We start from the raw sequence: 18,079 nt of genomic DNA, 5'->3' as shown, positions 1-18,079 counted from the left end.
CCCCATGCCGTTACAGCATTATCACCATGCCGGGTTAACGTAACCTTGCACCCAAAGCAGTGCAATCAGCTTTCAACGTCGCGCCGGTCATAGGGATCGCGCACAACCCAAGTCCCGTTCCATTCGCGGTCCTGTTCACGCCGTTGCAGACGTTCCATCCGGTTCATCATCAGCTGGGCGGCAAAGTCGCTGTCATCCAGTTCACGGACGGCCTCATAAAGCGGCTTGGCCTGATCAAATGCGCCTTCGCGGTAATGGGTCATCGCCGTTTCATATTTGGAACGCCAGTCGCGACGCTCCTCACTAAGCTGACCGCCAAGGGCAAGCACCTCATAGAGGTAAACTTCATGTTCCGTCCCCAGAAGCACCACATGGTCAAGATCGCGCATTTCGATCTCGCCGGCTGCCATATTGGCTGTTTCATGGGAGGCCAGAATTTGCGTGCCATATACACGGTTGGCCTTTTCCAGACGGTTGGCATAGTTCACGCAATCGCCCACCACGGTGTAGGCACGTGACTTGTCCGTCCCGATGGAGCCGACGACCACCTCGCCGGTGGCAATACCGATGCGGATATCAAGCCCGTGATCGCCAATCAGGTCGGCATATTTGGTCTTGAGCGCGTTAAAGCGTGCCACCTGTTCAAGGGCCGCCTGACAGGCATGACGGGCATGGGCATTTTCCCCGCAAAATGGCGGGCCCCAAAATCCGATCACGCGGTCTCCGACAAAATTGTCGATGATGCCGCTGTGGTTGGCGATCGGTTCGGTCATTGCGGTCAGATAGTCATTGAGGAAATCGACCAGCTTTTCGGGCGGGGTATGTTCGGCCAGCCAGTCAAATCCGGTCAGGTTGACAACACTGACGGTCATCACGCGCTTTTCGGAGTTTTCAAGCGCGGTTTCCTGATTGATCAGATTGTTGATGACCTTGGGATCAACATATTTGCCAAACCGTTCGCGCATCCGGAACCGCACGCGCAATTCACGCGACATCCGGTTGAAGGCATCGGCAAGACGGGCAAAATCACCCTTGCCCTTGAAATCAAGGCTGGTGTCGAGTTTGCCCGACTGGATGCCATTAAGCGCATTGGTGGTCTGGCGTACGGCCACCACCACCGCATGGGCCAGATAATAGGCCAGCGACACCCCGATGATGATCGCCGCCAGCATCATGATGAATTCGGCCTGGATCAGGAAATCTTCACTGCGCGAAACACTTTCGACCGTATCGGCCGCATATTTTTCCAACAGAAGAATTTCGTTGCGCAGATCAAGAACGATATTGCGATGAAGGCCGCGGACAATGTTTTCCTGACGCTGTGCATCAAGAAGATCACCATCCCGCACCCGCCCCAGCAACCGTTCGACACCAAGGGCGAATTGTGCCGAGACATCGGCGAATTCGCGCATGCGCACATCAAGATCAAGCAACACACCATTGTCGAAATGGCCTGATGCCTGTGCACGACCAAGGGCGGCAAAGGTGAATGTCTTGCGATAGGCCTGTTCGATCTGGGTTTGCTTGGCATTGATTTCGATTTCAATGCCATTGAGAAGCGGCGCATGCGGTCCGTCATTTTCGACCACCCGCATATAGCGATCCAGAAGCGAGATTTGTTCAAGCTGGCGGGCACGAACATCCGACAGCGCATCCTTGACCGGTGTGACATAGCGCGACACCGCTTCAAGATCACCATTGATGCCAAGGGACTGGATCACCGAAAAACCGGTTGCCACGAACAGCCAAACGACAAAGAAGGCCGCGACACCCAGGAACTTTGCCCGAATGGTCCTTAGCATGGCGGTCCTGATCCTCCGAAATTCCGTTTACTGCTGGCATATCGGGGTTCCAACACGTTTAGACAACCCGCGAAATGCTCTGCAACCGATTAAAAATGCTACCTGATCACTGATCAGCGGTCAAAAAGCAATCAAGATCGCGCGCAGGAATAATTTTCAACACCACCCCCGCCCGCGATCCAGCGGCGAATGTCATCAATCACCACCGGCCCGTTCAGATCACGCAACAACATGTGATACCCGGCCTGATACAGGCACCGGTGATAGGATGTCATGCCAGCGGCCCGCAAATCACGATCAAGGGCATCAATCGCATCTGGCGGAATGACCTGATCCTGTTGGCCGGACAGCAACAAAGTCGCAACCCGGATGTCGGATGCCCGAACGCGGGCCAGATCCATCAAATCGGCCACCCCGGCAATCAGATCGACCCTTACCGCTGACATCATGTGCGGGTCCCGCGACAGACGACGGAGCATTTCGATATTGTCCGACGGCCAGATATCAAGCCCGCGACCGGTCAGTGGCAACCATGGCAAGCTGTGCGACATAATGGCAAGCGGGGCCGTCTGATACCAGGGCATGCGATCACGGTTCCAGACCGCCGGGGCCACCAGAACAAGACCATCCATCAGATGTCCGCGCGTGGCTGCTGTCACGATTGCAACCGCCCCGCCCATCGAATTGCCCAGAAGATAAACCGGTTTTTGCCGATATCTGGCGCGCAACAGGCTCAGCACGTCGCTGGCATCATTGACCATACTGCTGATCCCCGCCCAGAACGGCCGGGACGGACTGCGTCCGAAACCGCGCTGGTCAAAGGCATAAATCGCAATACCGGCCGGGCCAAGTGCTTCGCCCAGTTCCATAAACGCATTTGCGTAATCCCCCATCCCGTGCAGGGCAAGGATCACCGCATCGGGATTTTCGATATTCCCCCAATGTTGCAATGGAAGTGCCGTCCCGTCACTGGCGTGAAAGACGTTATCATCAAGCGATATCTGCGCAATCGGCGGACCGGCAGGGACGATTTTCGGCGCACAGCCGGTTACCCCCGCCGCACAAAGAAGAACAACCGCACTCAGACGCAGCAAAGATAGAAACATGGGACGGGGCATCCAGATGCGTGACAAAAATCCGTTTTCAAACATGACCCTAAGACCAAAAACAAAAACCCCGCAAGCCTTTGCGGGGTTTTGTCGGTTCATGGCGCAATCGGGCCAACAGGGATATGTCCCTGATCCTGATCAGGCTGCTTTGCCTGCGCGAAGCTTGTCATTATCGCGGGTCAGCATCAGGAAGATGTCTTCAAGGTCGCCTTCCTCGGTCGACAGATCCTTGATCGCAAGCCCGCTGCCCTGAACGGCCTGAAGGATTTCGGCCATCTGGGTGTTGCTGGGACGATAATGAAGGGCGATCTGATTTTCGGATTTAAGTTCCCCACCCCACTGGGCAAAGACATCGGGAACCGAATTCAGTTCGTTATTCACGGTCAGAACAAGCGTCTTGTGATCGATCCGGCGCAGCAGGCTGCGTTTGTCTTCATGGGCGATCACGTTGCCCTTGTTGATGATGGCGATTTCATCACACAGTTCTTCGGCTTCTTCGAGATAATGCGTGGTCAGAACAATCGTCACACCGGCCTTGTTCAGTTCTTTGACATAGGCCCAAAGCTGCTGGCGCAGTTCGATATCGACACCAGCGGTCGGTTCATCAAGAACCAGGACCGGCGGGGTATGAACCATCGCCTTGCCCACCAGAAGCCGGCGGCGCATGCCCCCCGAAAGCGACCGGGCGTACGAGTCTGCCTTGTCCGACAGGCCAAGGGCGGCCAGAATTTCGTCGGTGCGGCGTTCGGATTTTGGCACGCCATACAGGCCCGCCTGCAATTCCATCACCTGACGCGGGGTGAAAAATGCATCAAGGTTCAGTTCCTGGGGCACGATCCCGATCGAACAGCGTGCAGCACGCATTTCGGCTTCGATATCATGGCCCCAGATTTTTGCGGTCCCACCGGTTTTGGTCACCAGTCCCGCCAGGATGTTGATAAAAGTCGACTTTCCCGCGCCGTTCGGCCCAAGAAGGGCAAAAAACGAACCGCGCGGAATTTTCAGGGATACGTTATCAAGGGCAAGTTTTTCGCCATTTGATCCCGTATAGACCTTTGTCAGCCCTTCGACTTCGATGGCATAGTCGGGCATTGCAGTCATAAGTCAGTGATCTCCACTCTTTTCCACGTCGCCGGTTTGCGCTAAGACGATGGGGCGCCATGCGATGCGGAAGTATTGATTGAATATGCCCAATCGGTATCATTCCCGGGAAACCGGGGTCAATGCTGAGCACAGCACGCGGCCAATCCCGATGGTCACACAAGCCTGAAACAGGCAAACTTGGAACTGGATATATGAAGATCACCGAAGAAATCAAAGTCGGCACCCTCAATGTTGCCTGCGACGGCGGTAAAGGCCACCTTGGTCACCCGACGGTTTACCTCAATCTCGAGGACAAGGGCGAGGTGGTCTGCCCGTACTGCTCGAAAAAGTACATCTTCGACAAATCCCAGGCTGATCACGCAGCACATTGATCCGCACCACGCGTTCGTGAGTACAAGCATTGCGCGGGGGCCAACCGCCCCCTATCTGTCGCAGGCTTTCGCGGATTGACACCCTTTCGCCTGCCTATGCTGTCGTGAACGCCATCACGGCCAAATCCACGGGGAACTTTCATGACGTCTTCATCGCCCACGCTCAACAGTTACCGCGCGCTGCCGGACCCGGATGGACATTTCGGCAATTTCGGCGGTCGTTTTGTCGCCGAAACCCTGATGCCGCTGATCCTTGAGCTGGAACAGGCCTATAAAGACGCCAAAAGCGACCCCGCCTTCAAAAAGGAGATGGATTATTATCTCCGTCATTATGTTGGCCGTGCGAACCCGCTTTATTTCGCCGAACGCCTGACCGAAGAACTCGGCGGTGCAAAGATCTATTTCAAGCGCGAGGATCTGAACCATACCGGCGCGCACAAGATCAATAACTGCATCGGCCAGATTCTTTTGGCCAAACGCATGGGCAAAACCCGCATCATCGCCGAAACCGGTGCCGGACAGCACGGGGTTGCGACCGCAACGGTTTGCGCGCGTTTCGGCCTGCCCTGCACGGTTTATATGGGCTCCAAGGACATTGAACGCCAGTCGCCCAACGTCTTCCGCATGCGTTTGCTCGGCGCTGAAGTCAAACCGGTCGTTTCGGGTTCCCGTTCGCTGAAAGACGCAATGAACGAGGCGCTTCGTGACTGGGTAACCAATGTGGAAGATACCTTCTATATCATCGGCACCGCAGCCGGCCCGCACCCCTATCCGGAACTGGTTCGTGATTTCCAGTCGGTGATTGGCAACGAGGCCAAGGAACAGATCCTTGAAGCCGAAGGCCGCCTGCCCGATCAGGTGATTGCCGCTGTCGGTGGCGGATCGAACGCCATCGGCCTGTTCCATCCGTTCCTTGATGACAAGGGTGTCGAGGTGGTTGGTGTCGAGGCCGCCGGTCACGGTGTTCATACCGGCAAACATGCCGCCAGCCTGTCGGCCGGCAAGCCGGGCGTGCTGCATGGCAACCGCACCTATTTGCTGATGGATGACGATGGCCAGATCAAGGAAGCCGACTCGATTTCGGCGGGTCTGGATTATCCGGGCATCGGGCCGGAGCACAGCTGGCTCAAGGATATCGGTCGGGCGCGCTATGAACCGATCACCGACACAGAGGCCCTCGATGCCTTTAAACTTTGTTCGGAGCTCGAAGGCATCATTCCGGCGCTGGAATGCAGCCACGCGATCGCGCAAATCGTCAAGGAAGCGCCCAAGATGGGCAAGGACAAGATCATCCTCATGTGTCTGAGTGGCCGGGGTGACAAGGACATCTTTACCGTGGCCGAAGCACTGGGAGTTAAGTTGTGAGCGACGCTATCATCGGCGGCCAGGACCGCATCGCCAAACGTTTTGCCAAGCTCAAGGAAGAAGGCCGCGCGGGTCTTGTAACCTTTATCACCGCGGGTGACCCCGATCCCGAGGCATCGTTCGAAATCCTGAAATCCCTGCCTGAAGCAGGTGCCGATATCATCGAACTGGGCATGCCGTTTACCGATCCGATGGCCGATGGCCCCGCCATCCAGGAAGCATCGAACCGTGCATTGGCCGCAGGCATGCATATGCGCAAGACCCTGTCGCTGGTGCGTGGCTTCCGCGATCTTGATCACGAAACGCCGATCATTCTGATGGGCTATTACAACCCGATCTATATCTATGGCGTTGCAGAATTCCTTGAAGATGCGCGCAATGCCGGGGTTGATGGCCTGATTGTGGTGGATCTTCCGCCCGAAGAAGACGCCGAACTGTGCGTTCCGACCGTGGAAAAGGGTCTTTCATTCATCCGCCTGACCACGCCGACCTCTGATGACAAGCGCCTTCCGAAACTTGTTCAGAATACGTCCGGCTTTGTTTATTATGTATCGGTTGCGGGTGTTACCGGTGCCGGATCGGCCAGCAATGATCAGATTGTCGAAGCAATGGGACGCCTGCGTCGCCATACCGATCTTCCGATTGCTGTGGGCTTTGGCATCAAAACCGCACAACAGGCTGCTGATGTTGCCCGGCAGGCAGATGCAGCTGTGGTCGGGTCCGCAATCGTATCAAAAATTGCCGAAAGTCTTGACGAAAACGGCAAGGCCACCGATAAGACCGCCTCTATGGTTACCGGCCTTGTGCGCGAACTTGCAAACGGGGTCAGAAACGCGCGCAAATAGTGCGGTGCGTTTTGAAAGAACCGATATAGACAGAACCAAGGATCAGTATCCGATATGTCGTGGCTGACTGAATTCGTCCGTCCAAAGATTCAGAAACTCGTTCGCCGTCCAGATGTGCCAGAGAACCTTTGGCATAAATGCAAATCGTGCGAACAGATGATCTTTCACCGTGATCTGGCAAAGAACAATCATGTTTGCCAGCATTGCGGTCATCACATGCGTATTTCCGCCAAGGACCGTCTTGAGCTCCTGTTTGATGGGGGTCAATACCAGACCATCGAACTGCCGAATGTTCCGGTCGATCCGCTGAAATTCCGTGATCAGAAAAAATACACCGATCGCCTCAAGGCGGCACAGGCCAAGGCAACCTTCAAGGATGCGCTGGCGGTTGCCCATGGCGAGGTTGGTGGTCATCCGACCGTGATTGCCGTGTTTGACTTCTCCTTCATGGGCGGGTCGATGGGCATTGCCGTTGGCGAAGGCATTGTTGCCGCCGCCGAACTGGCAACCGTTCAGGATGCGGCACTGATCATTGTTCCGGCATCGGGCGGTGCACGTATGCAGGAAGGCATTCTCAGCCTGATGCAGATGGCCCGTACCACGGCCGCCATCGAAAAGGTCAAGGAAAAGGGCCTGCCCTATTTCGTGCTGCTGACCGATCCGACCACCGGCGGTGTTTCGGCATCCTTTGCCATGCTGGGCGATATCCAGGTTGCTGAACCGGGCGCACAGATCGGCTTTGCCGGTCGTCGCGTGATCGAAAGCACCATCCGCGAAAAGCTGCCTGATGATTTCCAGACGGCCGAATATCTTCTGGAACACGGCATGGTTGATATGGTCGTTCCGCGCAATGAACTGAACGCGACCTTTGGCCGCCTGATCGACATGATCCGCCGCACCAAACCGGGTGCAAGCATCGTTCCGATCAAGGACGCCAAAGCCAAGACGTCCAAGTCCAAGACTTCGAACGCGGACAAGTAACTTGGCCCGAAGCGACGCAATTCTTGCTCGCCTTGGCAAGCTGCACCCGAAAGTCATCGATCTTTCGCTAGGGCGGATTACCCGGCTTCTGAACAAGCTGGGTAATCCGCACCTTTCCTTGCCGCCGGTCATTCATCTTGCCGGTACAAATGGCAAAGGCTCCACCCAGGCCTATCTGCGCGCCATCTATGAGGCCGCCGGACTTAAGGTCCATTGTTCGACATCCCCGCATCTGGTGCGTTTCCATGAACGCATTACCCTTGCCGGTGACATGATTTCCGAAGATGCGCTGTGTGACCTTCTTGAAGAAGTCGAAACGGTCAATGACGGCGAATCCATCACATTCTTTGAAATCACCCAGGCCGCTGCATTCCTTGCATTTGCGCGCAGTCCTGCTGATGTCCTGATCCTTGAAACCGGACTGGGCGGGCGGGTTGATGCCTCCAACGTGATTGACAAGCCTGCTGCGACGGTCATTACGCCGGTATCGCTTGATCATCAGGGATTCCTTGGCGATACCATTGCCAAAATCGCCTTTGAAAAGGCCGGGATCATGAAACCCGGTGTGGTCAGCATTCTGGCACCACAGATGCTTGAAGCCTTCAACACGCTTGTCACCCACGCCAATGCGATCAAGGCCCCGGTCTTTTGCAATTTCGAAGTATCGGATGAACGTGCCGACGGGTTTACCATGCGCATCGAAGGCGATCATATCGATCTTCCGTTGCCCGCACTGCCGGGGCGTCATCAGTTCGTCAATGCCGCAACGGCGATTGCCGCGGTGCGCAAGGCCGGCATTCCGGGCTGCGATGGCAAGAATGTCGATATTCTGGCCCGTGGCCTGACAACGGCACGCTGGCCGGCCCGGTTGCAGAAACTGACTTCGGGGCCGCTCTTTGATGCGCTTCCCGACGGGTGTGAGCTGATTTTGGATGGCGGGCATAATATCGCCGCCGCAGAAGCCATTTCCGACTGGCTGTCGCGTCAGGACGCCGGCGATACCGTCATCATGATGGGGATGCTTGATAACCGTGATGCGGTGGCGTTTCTAAAGCCGCTTGCCAAGCAGATTACAGCACTTGCCGGTGTGCCGATCCCCGGTGAACATCAGGCACATCTGCCGGCAACACTTCGCGATGCTGCCAAGACCTGCGGTATCGATGCGGCCTATGCCTGTGATGATTTCGGTGATGCTTTGGCATCATTGCTGTCGACCTGCCCCGCCCCGAAACGGGTATTGATCCTTGGATCACTATATCTGGCTGGCCTGATTCTTGAAAATCATGGCTGATCAGCCATATATCAGAATTTCCTTAACCAGACTGTCAATATCACCATCCAATAACAAGTGACCAGCCAATTCCAGGACGATTTTCCCGGCGGTGGGCAGATGGTCTACATAGGTTTGGAAATGGTCAAACCCGACAATCCGGTCATCACGGCTGTGACAGAAATGGATTACTTTACAATCACCTAAAATACGAACTTCATCCTTGGTCAGGGTGAATTCATCTATTTCCCAGTCTGTTAGGCCCCAAAATGGCGATGCGATGATGAAAACAGCTGATAAATGGCTGTTTTTGCGCCAGATTTCCGGATTGCGAGCCAGAAACTGCAAGATTGTCGACCCGCCAAGCGAATGCCCGACCAAAACAAGCCCCGGGGCTGCCTGTGAAACGGCCTTTTCGATCCCGCCAAGCCATTGATTGATATCGGGGCGTTCGGGATCGGGCATCGCCGGGGCTGACAGGGTGAAGTTTCCACCCAGCCGGTCTTTCAGCCGCGCGACAAACCGTGTACTGCCATTGTTCCCGCCCTGGGGACCGGCACTGTGAATGAAAACCAGGTCACGGCCCATTGTGGCCTCCTTGCCCTGCTGGTCGATAAATCGTTATCGACCGGGAAAATTTGACGATACGGCAGGTCACCAAAGCCCGGCATCAGACATCGGGCAGGCGAACCTTTGGACCGGCGCCATTCGCCGACCGCGCACTGCCATCATCATTGCCGCCATCGGTTCGGCGCAACCGCAGATTTCCGGCCTTGTAGGTCTGTCGACGGTCCCCCTTGAGCGGCGGGGGCAGGCCATTGTCGCCACCATGGTTGTGGCCATCACGTGATCGGTCAAGGTCGCCATATTTTGCGTTTTCACGCTTTACCTTCTGGCCGGTCACCCAGGTATATCCCAGAACATAAAGCAAAAATCCCCCGACCCCGATGGTCAGGGTCAGGAACTGCACAACCGGGACAAAGCTTCCGAACACCTGACCGCCGCCATAAATCATGAAAATACAAAGGGCTGCGACCGGGGCAAGTGCCAGGAAAAAGATGCTGCGCACCTTGTGACGGATCGGTCCGTAATGCATCAGCATGGCATAAAACAGATACATCAGCGCGACAAACACCACGAGTTTGATCAACAAAATGAAATGATCAAAATTGGCAAGCTTCTGATTGCGTTCATAAATGCCAAAGGCCGTGAACAGGCCATGCACGATCAGGCCGAAACTGCCAAATGTCAGGATAAAACGCAGCCAGACACTGACGCGAAAAAACCTGCGCCATCCCGTCTCGCCCGCGCTGCCGCGGCGACCTGATTTGTTTTTTTTCCGCTGCCGGGAGGAAAGCTTCATATCTTCTGAAAGCTCACGCACCGGACCGGCGGTTTCTACCCCGATACCCTTGGGGGTAAAAATCGGTTTGGCTGATTTCCGGGCCACGAACCCGTTCTCCCATGTCCCTTGGGATTAACTTTTCAACTTACCATAGCAATCCCGACCGACCCTGATAAGCACAAACAGACCATCGGGAATAAATCTTCGGAAATCCGCATGTTATCTTATTTGTTTTGATATCGAAATATTATGAGATTACCTAAACAATCATCATACAATACTGATGCCAGTACTTGTCAGGAGCCCCGGGCTTTTTGGCCAATGCCCACAGGCTATGCTCGACTTGGCGGCGCGGATCGGGCATTCTGCGAAGCATGATTTTCCTCCAGACAAGAGCACGAAACGTATGACTGAATCTGCCCCGTCCAACACCAATACATCCGCCGGCAATCCGCCGCGCCGCGTCGTACTGGTTGACGGTTCCGGCTTTATTTTCCGCGCTTTCCATGCCCTGCCGCCGATGACAAGTCCCGACGGGACCCCGGTCAATGCGGTATATGGCTTCTGCACCATGTTGATGAAGCTGCGCGAAGATACCAAGCCCGACCATATGGCAGTCATTTTCGACACCAAGGGCAAGTCATTCCGCAACGATTTCTATGCCGACTACAAGGCCCACCGCCCGCCGCCCCCCGAAGAACTGGTACCGCAATTCGGTTTGATCCGGGACGCGACCCGCGCCTTTAACCTGCCCTCGATCGAGCTCGAAGGCTATGAGGCCGACGATCTGATCGCCACCTATGCCCGCCAGGCCGAGGCACAGGGTTCTGATGTGATTATCGTGTCTTCGGACAAGGACCTGATGCAACTTGTTACCGACAAGGTGCAAATGTTTGATGCGATGAAGAATCGCACCATCGGGGCTGCCGAAGTCATGGAAAAATTCGGCGTCGCGCCGGATAAGGTCATTGATATTCAGGCACTTGCGGGCGATTCCGTTGACAACGTACCCGGCGTACCGGGCATTGGTGTCAAAACCGCCGCCCAACTTATTGATGAATATGGTGATCTTGATTCTCTACTTGAGCGCGCTGGCGAAATCAAACAGCCCAAGCGTCGCGAAAAGCTGATCGAGAATGCCGAACTTGCCCGCATTTCACGCGATCTGGTGACCCTTAAAACCGACGTGCCGGTGGTCGAGGACCTTGATGATTTCGACCTGAAAGAACCCGATCCGGAAGTTCTTTTAAGCTTCATCGCAAGTCACGGCTTTAAATCACTGCTTTCTAAAGTAAAAGCCAAGTTTGGCGGCGATGTTGAATTTGAAAGCCCGACCCAACCCGGCATTGGTGTCAATGATATCAAGGTCGAAAAGGCCGAATATGAACTGGTGCAGGATGAAGAACGTCTAAAGCACTGGATTGCGGAGGCCGAATATCTTGGCACCGTGGCGGTTGATACCGAAACCACATCACTTGATGCCCATCAGGCCAAACTTGTCGGCATCTCGCTTTCGACCGAACCGGGCAATGGCTGCTATATCCCGCTTGGCCATGTCAGCGGCGAAGCACAGGGTGGCTTTGACTTCGGCGACACCCCCGAACAAAGCAGCGACGCCCCCAAGCAGATCAAGCTTGAACGCGCGATTGAGCTTCTCAAACCCCTGCTCGAAGACCCCGGCGTGCTCAAGGTCGGTCAGAACCTGAAATATGACATGATCGTTCTGGCCCGCCATGGCATCGATGTCGCACCGATGGACGACACCATGGTTCTGTCCTATGTGCTTGACGGAACCAGCCATGGTCACGGCATGGACGAGCTGGCCGAACTGCATCTTGATTATAAACCGATCAAGTTTTCCGATGTTTGCGGATCGGGCAAAACCCAGATCACCTTTGATCAGGTACCGCTGGACAAGGCGCTCGATTACGCGGCCGAGGATGCGGATATTACATTGCGTCTGCACCGCCTGCTGAAGCCGCGCATCGCACAGGAACATATGGCAAGTGTCTATGAAACCCTTGATCGGCCGCTGGTGCCGGTTCTGGCAAAGATGGAAAGCCTGGGCGTCAAGGTCGATGCCGAAATCCTGAAAAACCTGTCGGATGATTTCGCCAAACGCATGGCAAGTCTTGAGGTTACCATCCATGAAATGGCTGGAGAGCCGTTCAATCTTGGCAGTCCCAAGCAGCTCGGCGAAATCCTGTTTGATAAAATGAGCCTGCCGGGCGGTAAAAAGACCAAAACCGGTGCCTGGCAAACCGGGGCAGATGTTCTGGAAGCCTTGGCAGCACAGGGGCATGATCTTCCGGCCAAGCTGCTGGAATGGCGTCAGCTTTCGAAACTCAAAAGTACCTATACCGACGCGCTTGCCAACCATATCAACCCGCAAACTGGTCGTGTGCACACCAGTTACGGTCAGACCAACGTCAATACCGGGCGTTTGTCATCCAATGATCCGAACCTGCAAAACATCCCGATCCGAAGCGAAGAAGGCCGTAAAATCCGTACTGCCTTTGTTGCAGAGCCTGGCCACAAGCTTATTTCTGCCGACTATTCGCAGATCGAATTGCGTCTTCTTGCCCATGTGGCCGAAATCGACGCCCTGCGCGAAGCCTTCAAAAACGGCGAGGATATCCACGCCGCGACCGCATCCAAGGTCTTTGGCGTGCCAATCGAAGGCATGGATCCGATGGTCCGCCGCAAGGCCAAGGCGATCAACTTTGGCATCATTTACGGCATTTCGGCCTTTGGTCTGGCCAATCAGCTTGGCATTCCGCAAAAAGAGGCCAAGGCCTTTATCGATGCCTATTTCGAGATTTATCCGGGTATTCGCGACTATATGGATCAGGCCAAGGAATTTGCCACCAAACATGGTTTTGTCCGTACGCTGTTTGGTCGCCATATCCATATCAGCGGCATCAATGACAAAAACGGCATGCGCAGAAGCTTTGGCGAACGTGCAGCGATCAACGCCCCGATTCAGGGCGGTGCTGCCGACATCATCAAACGCGCGATGATCGCGGTACCCGGTGCGCTGCTTGATGCCGGCCTCAAGACCCGCATGCTGTTGCAGGTCCACGATGAATTGATCTTTGAAGCCCCGGAAGACGAGGCCGAAAAAGCCATCAAGGTCATCCGTGACGTCATGGAAAATGCGGCCCATCTGTCCGTACCGCTGATTGCCGAAGCCGGCATCGGCGATAGCTGGGCGGATGCCCACTAACTAAGAACATTAGCCAGCCGAGAAAATCCGACTAAACTTCTCGGCTGGCATTTGTTTGAACGTCTCTTAAAATCCGCGCGCGATGCCTTATTGACGGTCGAGGAGTGCACATATGGAAGCAGCCCTTCGCCTAGAGAGCCTTCAAGAAGTCGACTACATCCCTTTCGCCGAACTTTCAAAGTCGGCCAAAGGAGAGTTATCTAGAGAATTTTGCCGTCATTACAGACTTAAGGAAGATCTTGTTCTGCAACGCACAGACCTTCCCATAAGTCGTGCTTTGACCAAGCAGTCCGGATACCGTTTCCAAATTTGGTCCGAATGTCTGCTTAATGGGTTGAGCGTCCGCGAAGCTAATCAAGCGATCAAAGACGGGAAATACAACAACCCAGAACTTGATGCCGATATCGTGCTTGCGATTTATCGCGGCTATTTGAGGCTTGCTAGCCCACAGAACTAGTTAGAGGCCCAGAACTTCACGCATGGAATAAAGCCCCGGTGCCTTGCCCTCGGCCCATTTGGCGGCGCGCACCGCACCCTTGGCAAAGACTTCGCGCGATGATGCCTTGTGGGAGATCTCGATGCGTTCGCCTTCACAGGCAAAGACAACCGTATGATCGCCAACCACATCGCCCCCCCGAAGCGTTGCAAAGCCGATGGTACCGTCTTCACGCGCCCCGGTATGGCCATCACGGGTACGAACAGCCACATCGTCAAGTTTGACACCCCGGCCTTTTGCCGCGGCCTCACCAAGGCCAAGTGCTGTGCCCGAAGGCGCATCGACCTTGTGCTTGTGATGCATTTCGACGATTTCGATATCGGCCACATCCTTGTCCAGGACACTTGCGACCTTTTCGACCAGTGCGAAGGCAAGGTTCACACCGACACTCATATTCGGCGCAAAGATGATCGGGGCCTTCTGGGCGGCAACTTTCAGCTCGTCCTTTTGATCATTGGAAAGCCCGGTGGTTCCGATCACAAGGATCGTCCCGGTTTCAGAAGCCAGCTGCGCGTGTTTCATGGTTGCGGCCGGGGCGGTGAAATCAATCACCGCATCAACGGCTTCGAACAAGGCCCTGGCGTCATCGCCGACCAGAACGCCGCTTTCTTCCAGACCGGCAATCAGAGTGATGTCCTTGCCAATGAACGGGCTTTCGGGAAGATCCGTACCGCCACCGACTTCGCAGCCCTTGGTTTTGGCAGTTTCATTCACCAGCATCCGGCCCATACGGCCCGCACATCCAACAATCCCGATCTTCATTTCCGGTCTCCTAGCAACAAAGCTTGCAAATTATGCCTTTGCTTTATCACAAGCCCCCGGTCAGGCAAAACAAAACCCCTGACCGGCATGTCAGGGGTTTTGATCGTGTCGTTTCATTGAAGCGATGCTGACCTTAGTCCGTCAGATCTTTCCAGATTTCTTTCATCTTGGAAAAGAAGCCTTCGCTTTCCGGGCTTGAGCCCTCTTCGCGGGAAATCTCGTCGAATTCTTCAAGCAGTTCCTTCTGACGTTCTGTCAGATTGACCGGCGTTTCGACACTGATTTCAACAAACATGTCACCGCGGGCCTGCGAACGCAGGATGGTCATGCCCTTGCCGCGCAGACGCAGCTGCTGACCCGACTGGGTCCCGGCGGGAATGTTGATCCGCGTGCGCGTGCCTTCGATCGTCGGGACCTCGATGGTGCCGCCAAGGGCAGCCTTGCTCATCGGGATCGGAATCCGGCAATAAAGGTTGGCACTTTCGCGCTGGAAGAAGCGATGATGGGCGATATCAAGGAAGATATAGAGATCACCCGGAGGTGCCCCGTTCGTTCCTGCTTCGCCTTCGCCCGCCAGACGGATGCGCGTACCATCCTCGACACCGGCCGGAATGGTGACCTGAAGGGTCTTTTCCTTTTCAACGCGACCAACACCGTGACAGGATTTGCACGGATTCTTGATGATCTTGCCTTTGCCATGACAGCTCGGGCAGGTGCGTTCAATGGTAAAGAAGCCCTGCTGTGCGCGGACCTTGCCGTGACCGTTACAGGTCGGGCAATTGACCGGCTGCGAACCTGCTTCGGCACCGGTGCCATCGCATTTTTCACAGGAAACCGAACCTGGAATGGTGATCTCGGCCTTTTTGCCTTCGAACGCTTCTTCAAGCGTGATCGCCATATTATAGCGCAGGTCCGCCCCGCGCGATGACCCGCCACCACGGCGTCCACCGCCCATCGCACCAAAGATCTCGTCAAAGACGTCGGCAAACCCGCCGCCACCGAAACCACCACCAAAGCCGCCACCGCCACCGGGGCCGCCCTGTTCAAACGCTGCGTGACCGAAACGGTCATAGGCTGCGCGTTTTTCGTCGTCCTTGAGAACTTCGTACGCTTCGTTGACCTGTTTGAATTTTACTTCGGCTTCGGCATCGCCCGGGTTTTTGTCCGGGTGATACTGCATCGCTTTTTTACGATAGGCGCTTTTCAGCTCCGCTGCGCTGGCGCCTTTCGAAACACCCAACAGCTCGTAAAAATCTTCTTTCGCCATCTGTAACTCCGAAATACGGTCGGGCCGTTCCCGCAATCCTTGCGTCCGGAACGGCCCGATTTTTCTTTACAGGGCGTCGTTCAAGACGACCTCTGCGGTCGTCTTACTTGTCTTTTTTGTTGTCATCGACTTCTTCGAAGTCGGCATCAACAACGCCGTCATCGGCCTGGGACGCGGATGCGCCTGCATCACCTTCGGCACCTTCTTCGGCCTGCTGTGCCTGATACATGGCTTCGCCAAGTTTCATTGCAGCCTGCTGAAGTTCATTGACCTTGGCGTTGATGGCTTCGGCATCGTCACCGTCTTTGGCTTCTTTCAAAGCCGACAGAGCGTTTTCGATGTCGGACTTGGTTGAGTCATCAACCTTGTCACCATGCTCGTTCAGGTTCTTTTCGGTGGCGTGAACGACGGCTTCTGCCTGGTTGCGGGCTTCGACAAGTGCCTTGCGCTTCTTATCGGCTTCGGCGTTGCTTTCCGCGTCCTTGACCATGTTTTCGATTTCGTCGTCCGAAAGACCACCAGATGCCTGAATACGGATCTGCTGTTCCTTGTTGGTCGCCTTGTCTTTGGCCGACACGTTGACGATACCGTTGGCATCAATGTCAAAGGTCACTTCGATCTGCGGAACACCGCGCGGTGCCGGCGGGATACCAACCAGATCAAACTGGCCGAGCATCTTGTTATCAGCCGCCATTTCACGTTCGCCCTGGAAGACGCGGATGGTCACGGCCGTCTGATTGTCTTCAGCGGTCGAGAAGGTCTGCGACTTGCGGGTCGGGATCGTGGTGTTACGGTCGATCAGGCGGGTGAACACACCGCCAAGGGTTTCGATACCAAGCGACAGCGGGGTCACGTCGAGCAGAAGAACGTCTTTGACGTCACCCTGCAGAACACCCCCCTGAATTGCGGCACCAAGGGCAACAACTTCGTCCGGGTTCACACCTTTGTGCGGTTCACGACCGAAGAACTCCTTAACGCGTTCCTGGACCTTCGGCATACGGGTCATGCCGCCGACCAGAATAACGTCGTCGATTTCACCCGCGGTAATGCCGGCATCCTTGAGGGCGGCTTTACACGGGGTCATGGTGCGTTCGATCAGATCGGAAACCAGACCTTCAAGCTTCGCACGTGACAGCTTGATGTTCAGGTGCTTCGGACCGGAAGCATCAGCGGTGATGAACGGCAGGTTCACATCGGTCTGCATCGACGAGGACAATTCGATCTTTGCTTTTTCAGCAGCTTCTTTCAGACGCTGCAGGGCCAGACGGTCCTTGCGCAGGTCGATCTGCTGTTCCTTTTTGAACTCGTCAGCAAGGTAATCAATGATCTGTTTGTCGAAGTCTTCACCACCAAGGAAGGTATCACCGTTGGTCGATTTCACTTCGAAAACGCCATCGCCGATTTCAAGAACAGAAACGTCGAAGGTACCGCCACCAAGGTCATAAACAACCACGGTGCCGCCGTCTTTCTTGTCCAGGCCATAGGCCAGGGCTGCCGCGGTCGGCTCGTTGATGATACGTTTGACTTCAAGACCCGCAATCTTGCCGGCGTCTTTGGTCGCCTGGCGCTGGGAGTCGTTGAAATATGCCGGAACGGTAATCACGGCTTCGGTTACCGGCTCACCCAGATGGGCTTCTGCGGTTTCCTTCATTTTCTGAAGAACCATGGCTGCGATCTGGCTCGGTGCCATTTTCTCGCCATTGACTTCAACCCATGCATCGCCGTTTTCGCCCGAGACGATTTTGTACGGCACGAGGTCTTTGTCTTTTTCGACTTCCGGATCGCCGTAACGACGGCCGATCAGACGCTTGATCGCAAACAGGGTATTTTCCGGGTTGGTCACAGCCTGGCGTTTCGCCGGCTGACCGACAAGGCGTTCACCATCGTCGGTGAAAGCGACCATTGACGGGGTGGTACGGGCACCTTCGCTGTTTTCAATCACACGGCCTTCTTTGCCATCCATGACTGCAACGCACGAGTTGGTGGTGCCAAGGTCGATACCAATAATCTTGCCCATAGTAAGTTCCTCTTTTAGCGGCCGGTCCGTCCCGCAGCCTTCAAACCGAAGCGCCGCGCAGGACCTCCTGGGACCAATGGTTGTAATACACGTAATTTTTCTGGGGTCTCTGCATGACC

Annotated in this window: 15 protein-coding genes; 7 read left to right on the top strand and 8 right to left on the bottom strand. The window is 55.3% G+C overall.

Going from position 1 to position 18,079, the window contains the following annotated elements:
• Positions 1-65 precede the first annotated feature (65 nt).
• The 3 genes from M9H61_RS14665 to M9H61_RS14655 form a co-directional block, all read right to left on the bottom strand.
• Positions 66-1,802 (bottom strand): adenylate/guanylate cyclase domain-containing protein, encoded by a 1,737-nt coding sequence (locus M9H61_RS14665; RefSeq protein WP_101246605.1) that lies wholly within the window; start codon positions 1,800-1,802, stop codon positions 66-68.
• Positions 1,803-1,933: 131 nt separating this feature from the next.
• Positions 1,934-2,908, bottom strand: coding sequence for an alpha/beta hydrolase (locus M9H61_RS14660; RefSeq protein ID WP_250281264.1), 975 nt, complete (start codon positions 2,906-2,908; stop codon positions 1,934-1,936).
• A gap of 141 nt (positions 2,909-3,049) precedes the next feature.
• Positions 3,050-4,012, bottom strand: a complete 963-nt coding sequence (locus M9H61_RS14655; RefSeq protein WP_101246606.1) for an ABC transporter ATP-binding protein — start codon at positions 4,010-4,012, stop codon at positions 3,050-3,052.
• A 194-nt stretch (positions 4,013-4,206) separates the two neighbouring features.
• On the opposite strand from M9H61_RS14655, the gene M9H61_RS14650 reads away from it, so the two are divergent.
• The 5 genes from M9H61_RS14650 (at position 4,207) to M9H61_RS14630 (ending at position 8,868) form a co-directional block, all read left to right on the top strand.
• Positions 4,207-4,386: a zinc-finger domain-containing protein gene (locus M9H61_RS14650; RefSeq protein WP_101247009.1), complete on the top strand. Its 180-nt coding sequence runs from the start codon at positions 4,207-4,209 to the stop codon at positions 4,384-4,386.
• 141 nt (positions 4,387-4,527) lie between these two features.
• The gene (trpB, locus tag M9H61_RS14645; RefSeq protein ID WP_101246607.1) at positions 4,528-5,751 is read left to right on the top strand and encodes a tryptophan synthase subunit beta; all 1,224 of its coding nucleotides are present in this window, start codon (positions 4,528-4,530) and stop codon (positions 5,749-5,751) included.
• On the top strand, positions 5,748-6,596 hold the full coding sequence (gene trpA / locus M9H61_RS14640; RefSeq protein WP_101246608.1) for a tryptophan synthase subunit alpha: 849 nt from the start codon (positions 5,748-5,750) through the stop codon (positions 6,594-6,596). The genes trpB and trpA overlap by 4 nt, the downstream gene beginning before the upstream one ends.
• Positions 6,597-6,650: 54 nt before the next feature.
• A complete protein-coding gene (gene accD / locus M9H61_RS14635; protein WP_101246609.1) occupies positions 6,651-7,577 on the top strand; it encodes an acetyl-CoA carboxylase, carboxyltransferase subunit beta in 927 nt (308 codons plus the stop codon).
• A 1-nt stretch (position 7,578) separates the two neighbouring features.
• On the top strand, positions 7,579-8,868 hold the full coding sequence (locus M9H61_RS14630) for a folylpolyglutamate synthase/dihydrofolate synthase family protein (protein WP_250281261.1): 1,290 nt from the start codon (positions 7,579-7,581) through the stop codon (positions 8,866-8,868).
• On the opposite strand, the gene M9H61_RS14625 is transcribed toward M9H61_RS14630, so the two are convergent.
• Entirely contained in the window at positions 8,869-9,435 is a 567-nt protein-coding gene (locus M9H61_RS14625) for an alpha/beta fold hydrolase (protein ID WP_250281259.1), read from the bottom strand.
• An 82-nt stretch (positions 9,436-9,517) separates the two neighbouring features.
• The gene (locus M9H61_RS14620) at positions 9,518-10,297 is read right to left on the bottom strand and encodes a hypothetical protein (RefSeq protein ID WP_250281258.1); all 780 of its coding nucleotides are present in this window, start codon (positions 10,295-10,297) and stop codon (positions 9,518-9,520) included.
• Positions 10,298-10,598: 301 nt separating this feature from the next.
• Here M9H61_RS14620 and polA point away from each other — a divergent pair, with 301 nt between their 5' ends.
• Positions 10,599-13,418, top strand: coding sequence for a DNA polymerase I (gene polA, locus M9H61_RS14615; RefSeq protein WP_250281256.1), 2,820 nt, complete (start codon positions 10,599-10,601; stop codon positions 13,416-13,418).
• Between the two features lie 112 nt (positions 13,419-13,530).
• Positions 13,531-13,875: a hypothetical protein gene (locus M9H61_RS14610; protein WP_250281254.1), complete on the top strand. Its 345-nt coding sequence runs from the start codon at positions 13,531-13,533 to the stop codon at positions 13,873-13,875.
• On the opposite strand, the gene dapB is transcribed toward M9H61_RS14610, so the two are convergent.
• The 3 genes from dapB to dnaK all read right to left on the bottom strand — a co-directional run bounded on the left by dapB (position 13,876) and on the right by dnaK (position 17,960).
• Positions 13,876-14,676 (bottom strand): 4-hydroxy-tetrahydrodipicolinate reductase, encoded by an 801-nt coding sequence (dapB, locus tag M9H61_RS14605; protein ID WP_250281253.1) that lies wholly within the window; start codon positions 14,674-14,676, stop codon positions 13,876-13,878.
• 133 nt (positions 14,677-14,809) lie between these two features.
• The gene (gene dnaJ, locus M9H61_RS14600; protein ID WP_101246615.1) at positions 14,810-15,943 is read right to left on the bottom strand and encodes a molecular chaperone DnaJ; all 1,134 of its coding nucleotides are present in this window, start codon (positions 15,941-15,943) and stop codon (positions 14,810-14,812) included.
• Positions 15,944-16,046: 103 nt separating this feature from the next.
• A complete protein-coding gene (gene dnaK / locus M9H61_RS14595; protein WP_250281251.1) occupies positions 16,047-17,960 on the bottom strand; it encodes a molecular chaperone DnaK in 1,914 nt (637 codons plus the stop codon).
• Positions 17,961-18,079 lie beyond the last annotated feature (119 nt).

Origin of the sequence: Thalassospira sp. GO-4, from assembly GCF_023588965.1 — a bacterium.
GTDB lineage: Bacteria > Pseudomonadota > Alphaproteobacteria > Rhodospirillales > Thalassospiraceae > Thalassospira > Thalassospira povalilytica.
Note: the sequence above shows the minus strand (reverse complement) of the source record. Positions and strands in the feature narration are given on the sequence as shown.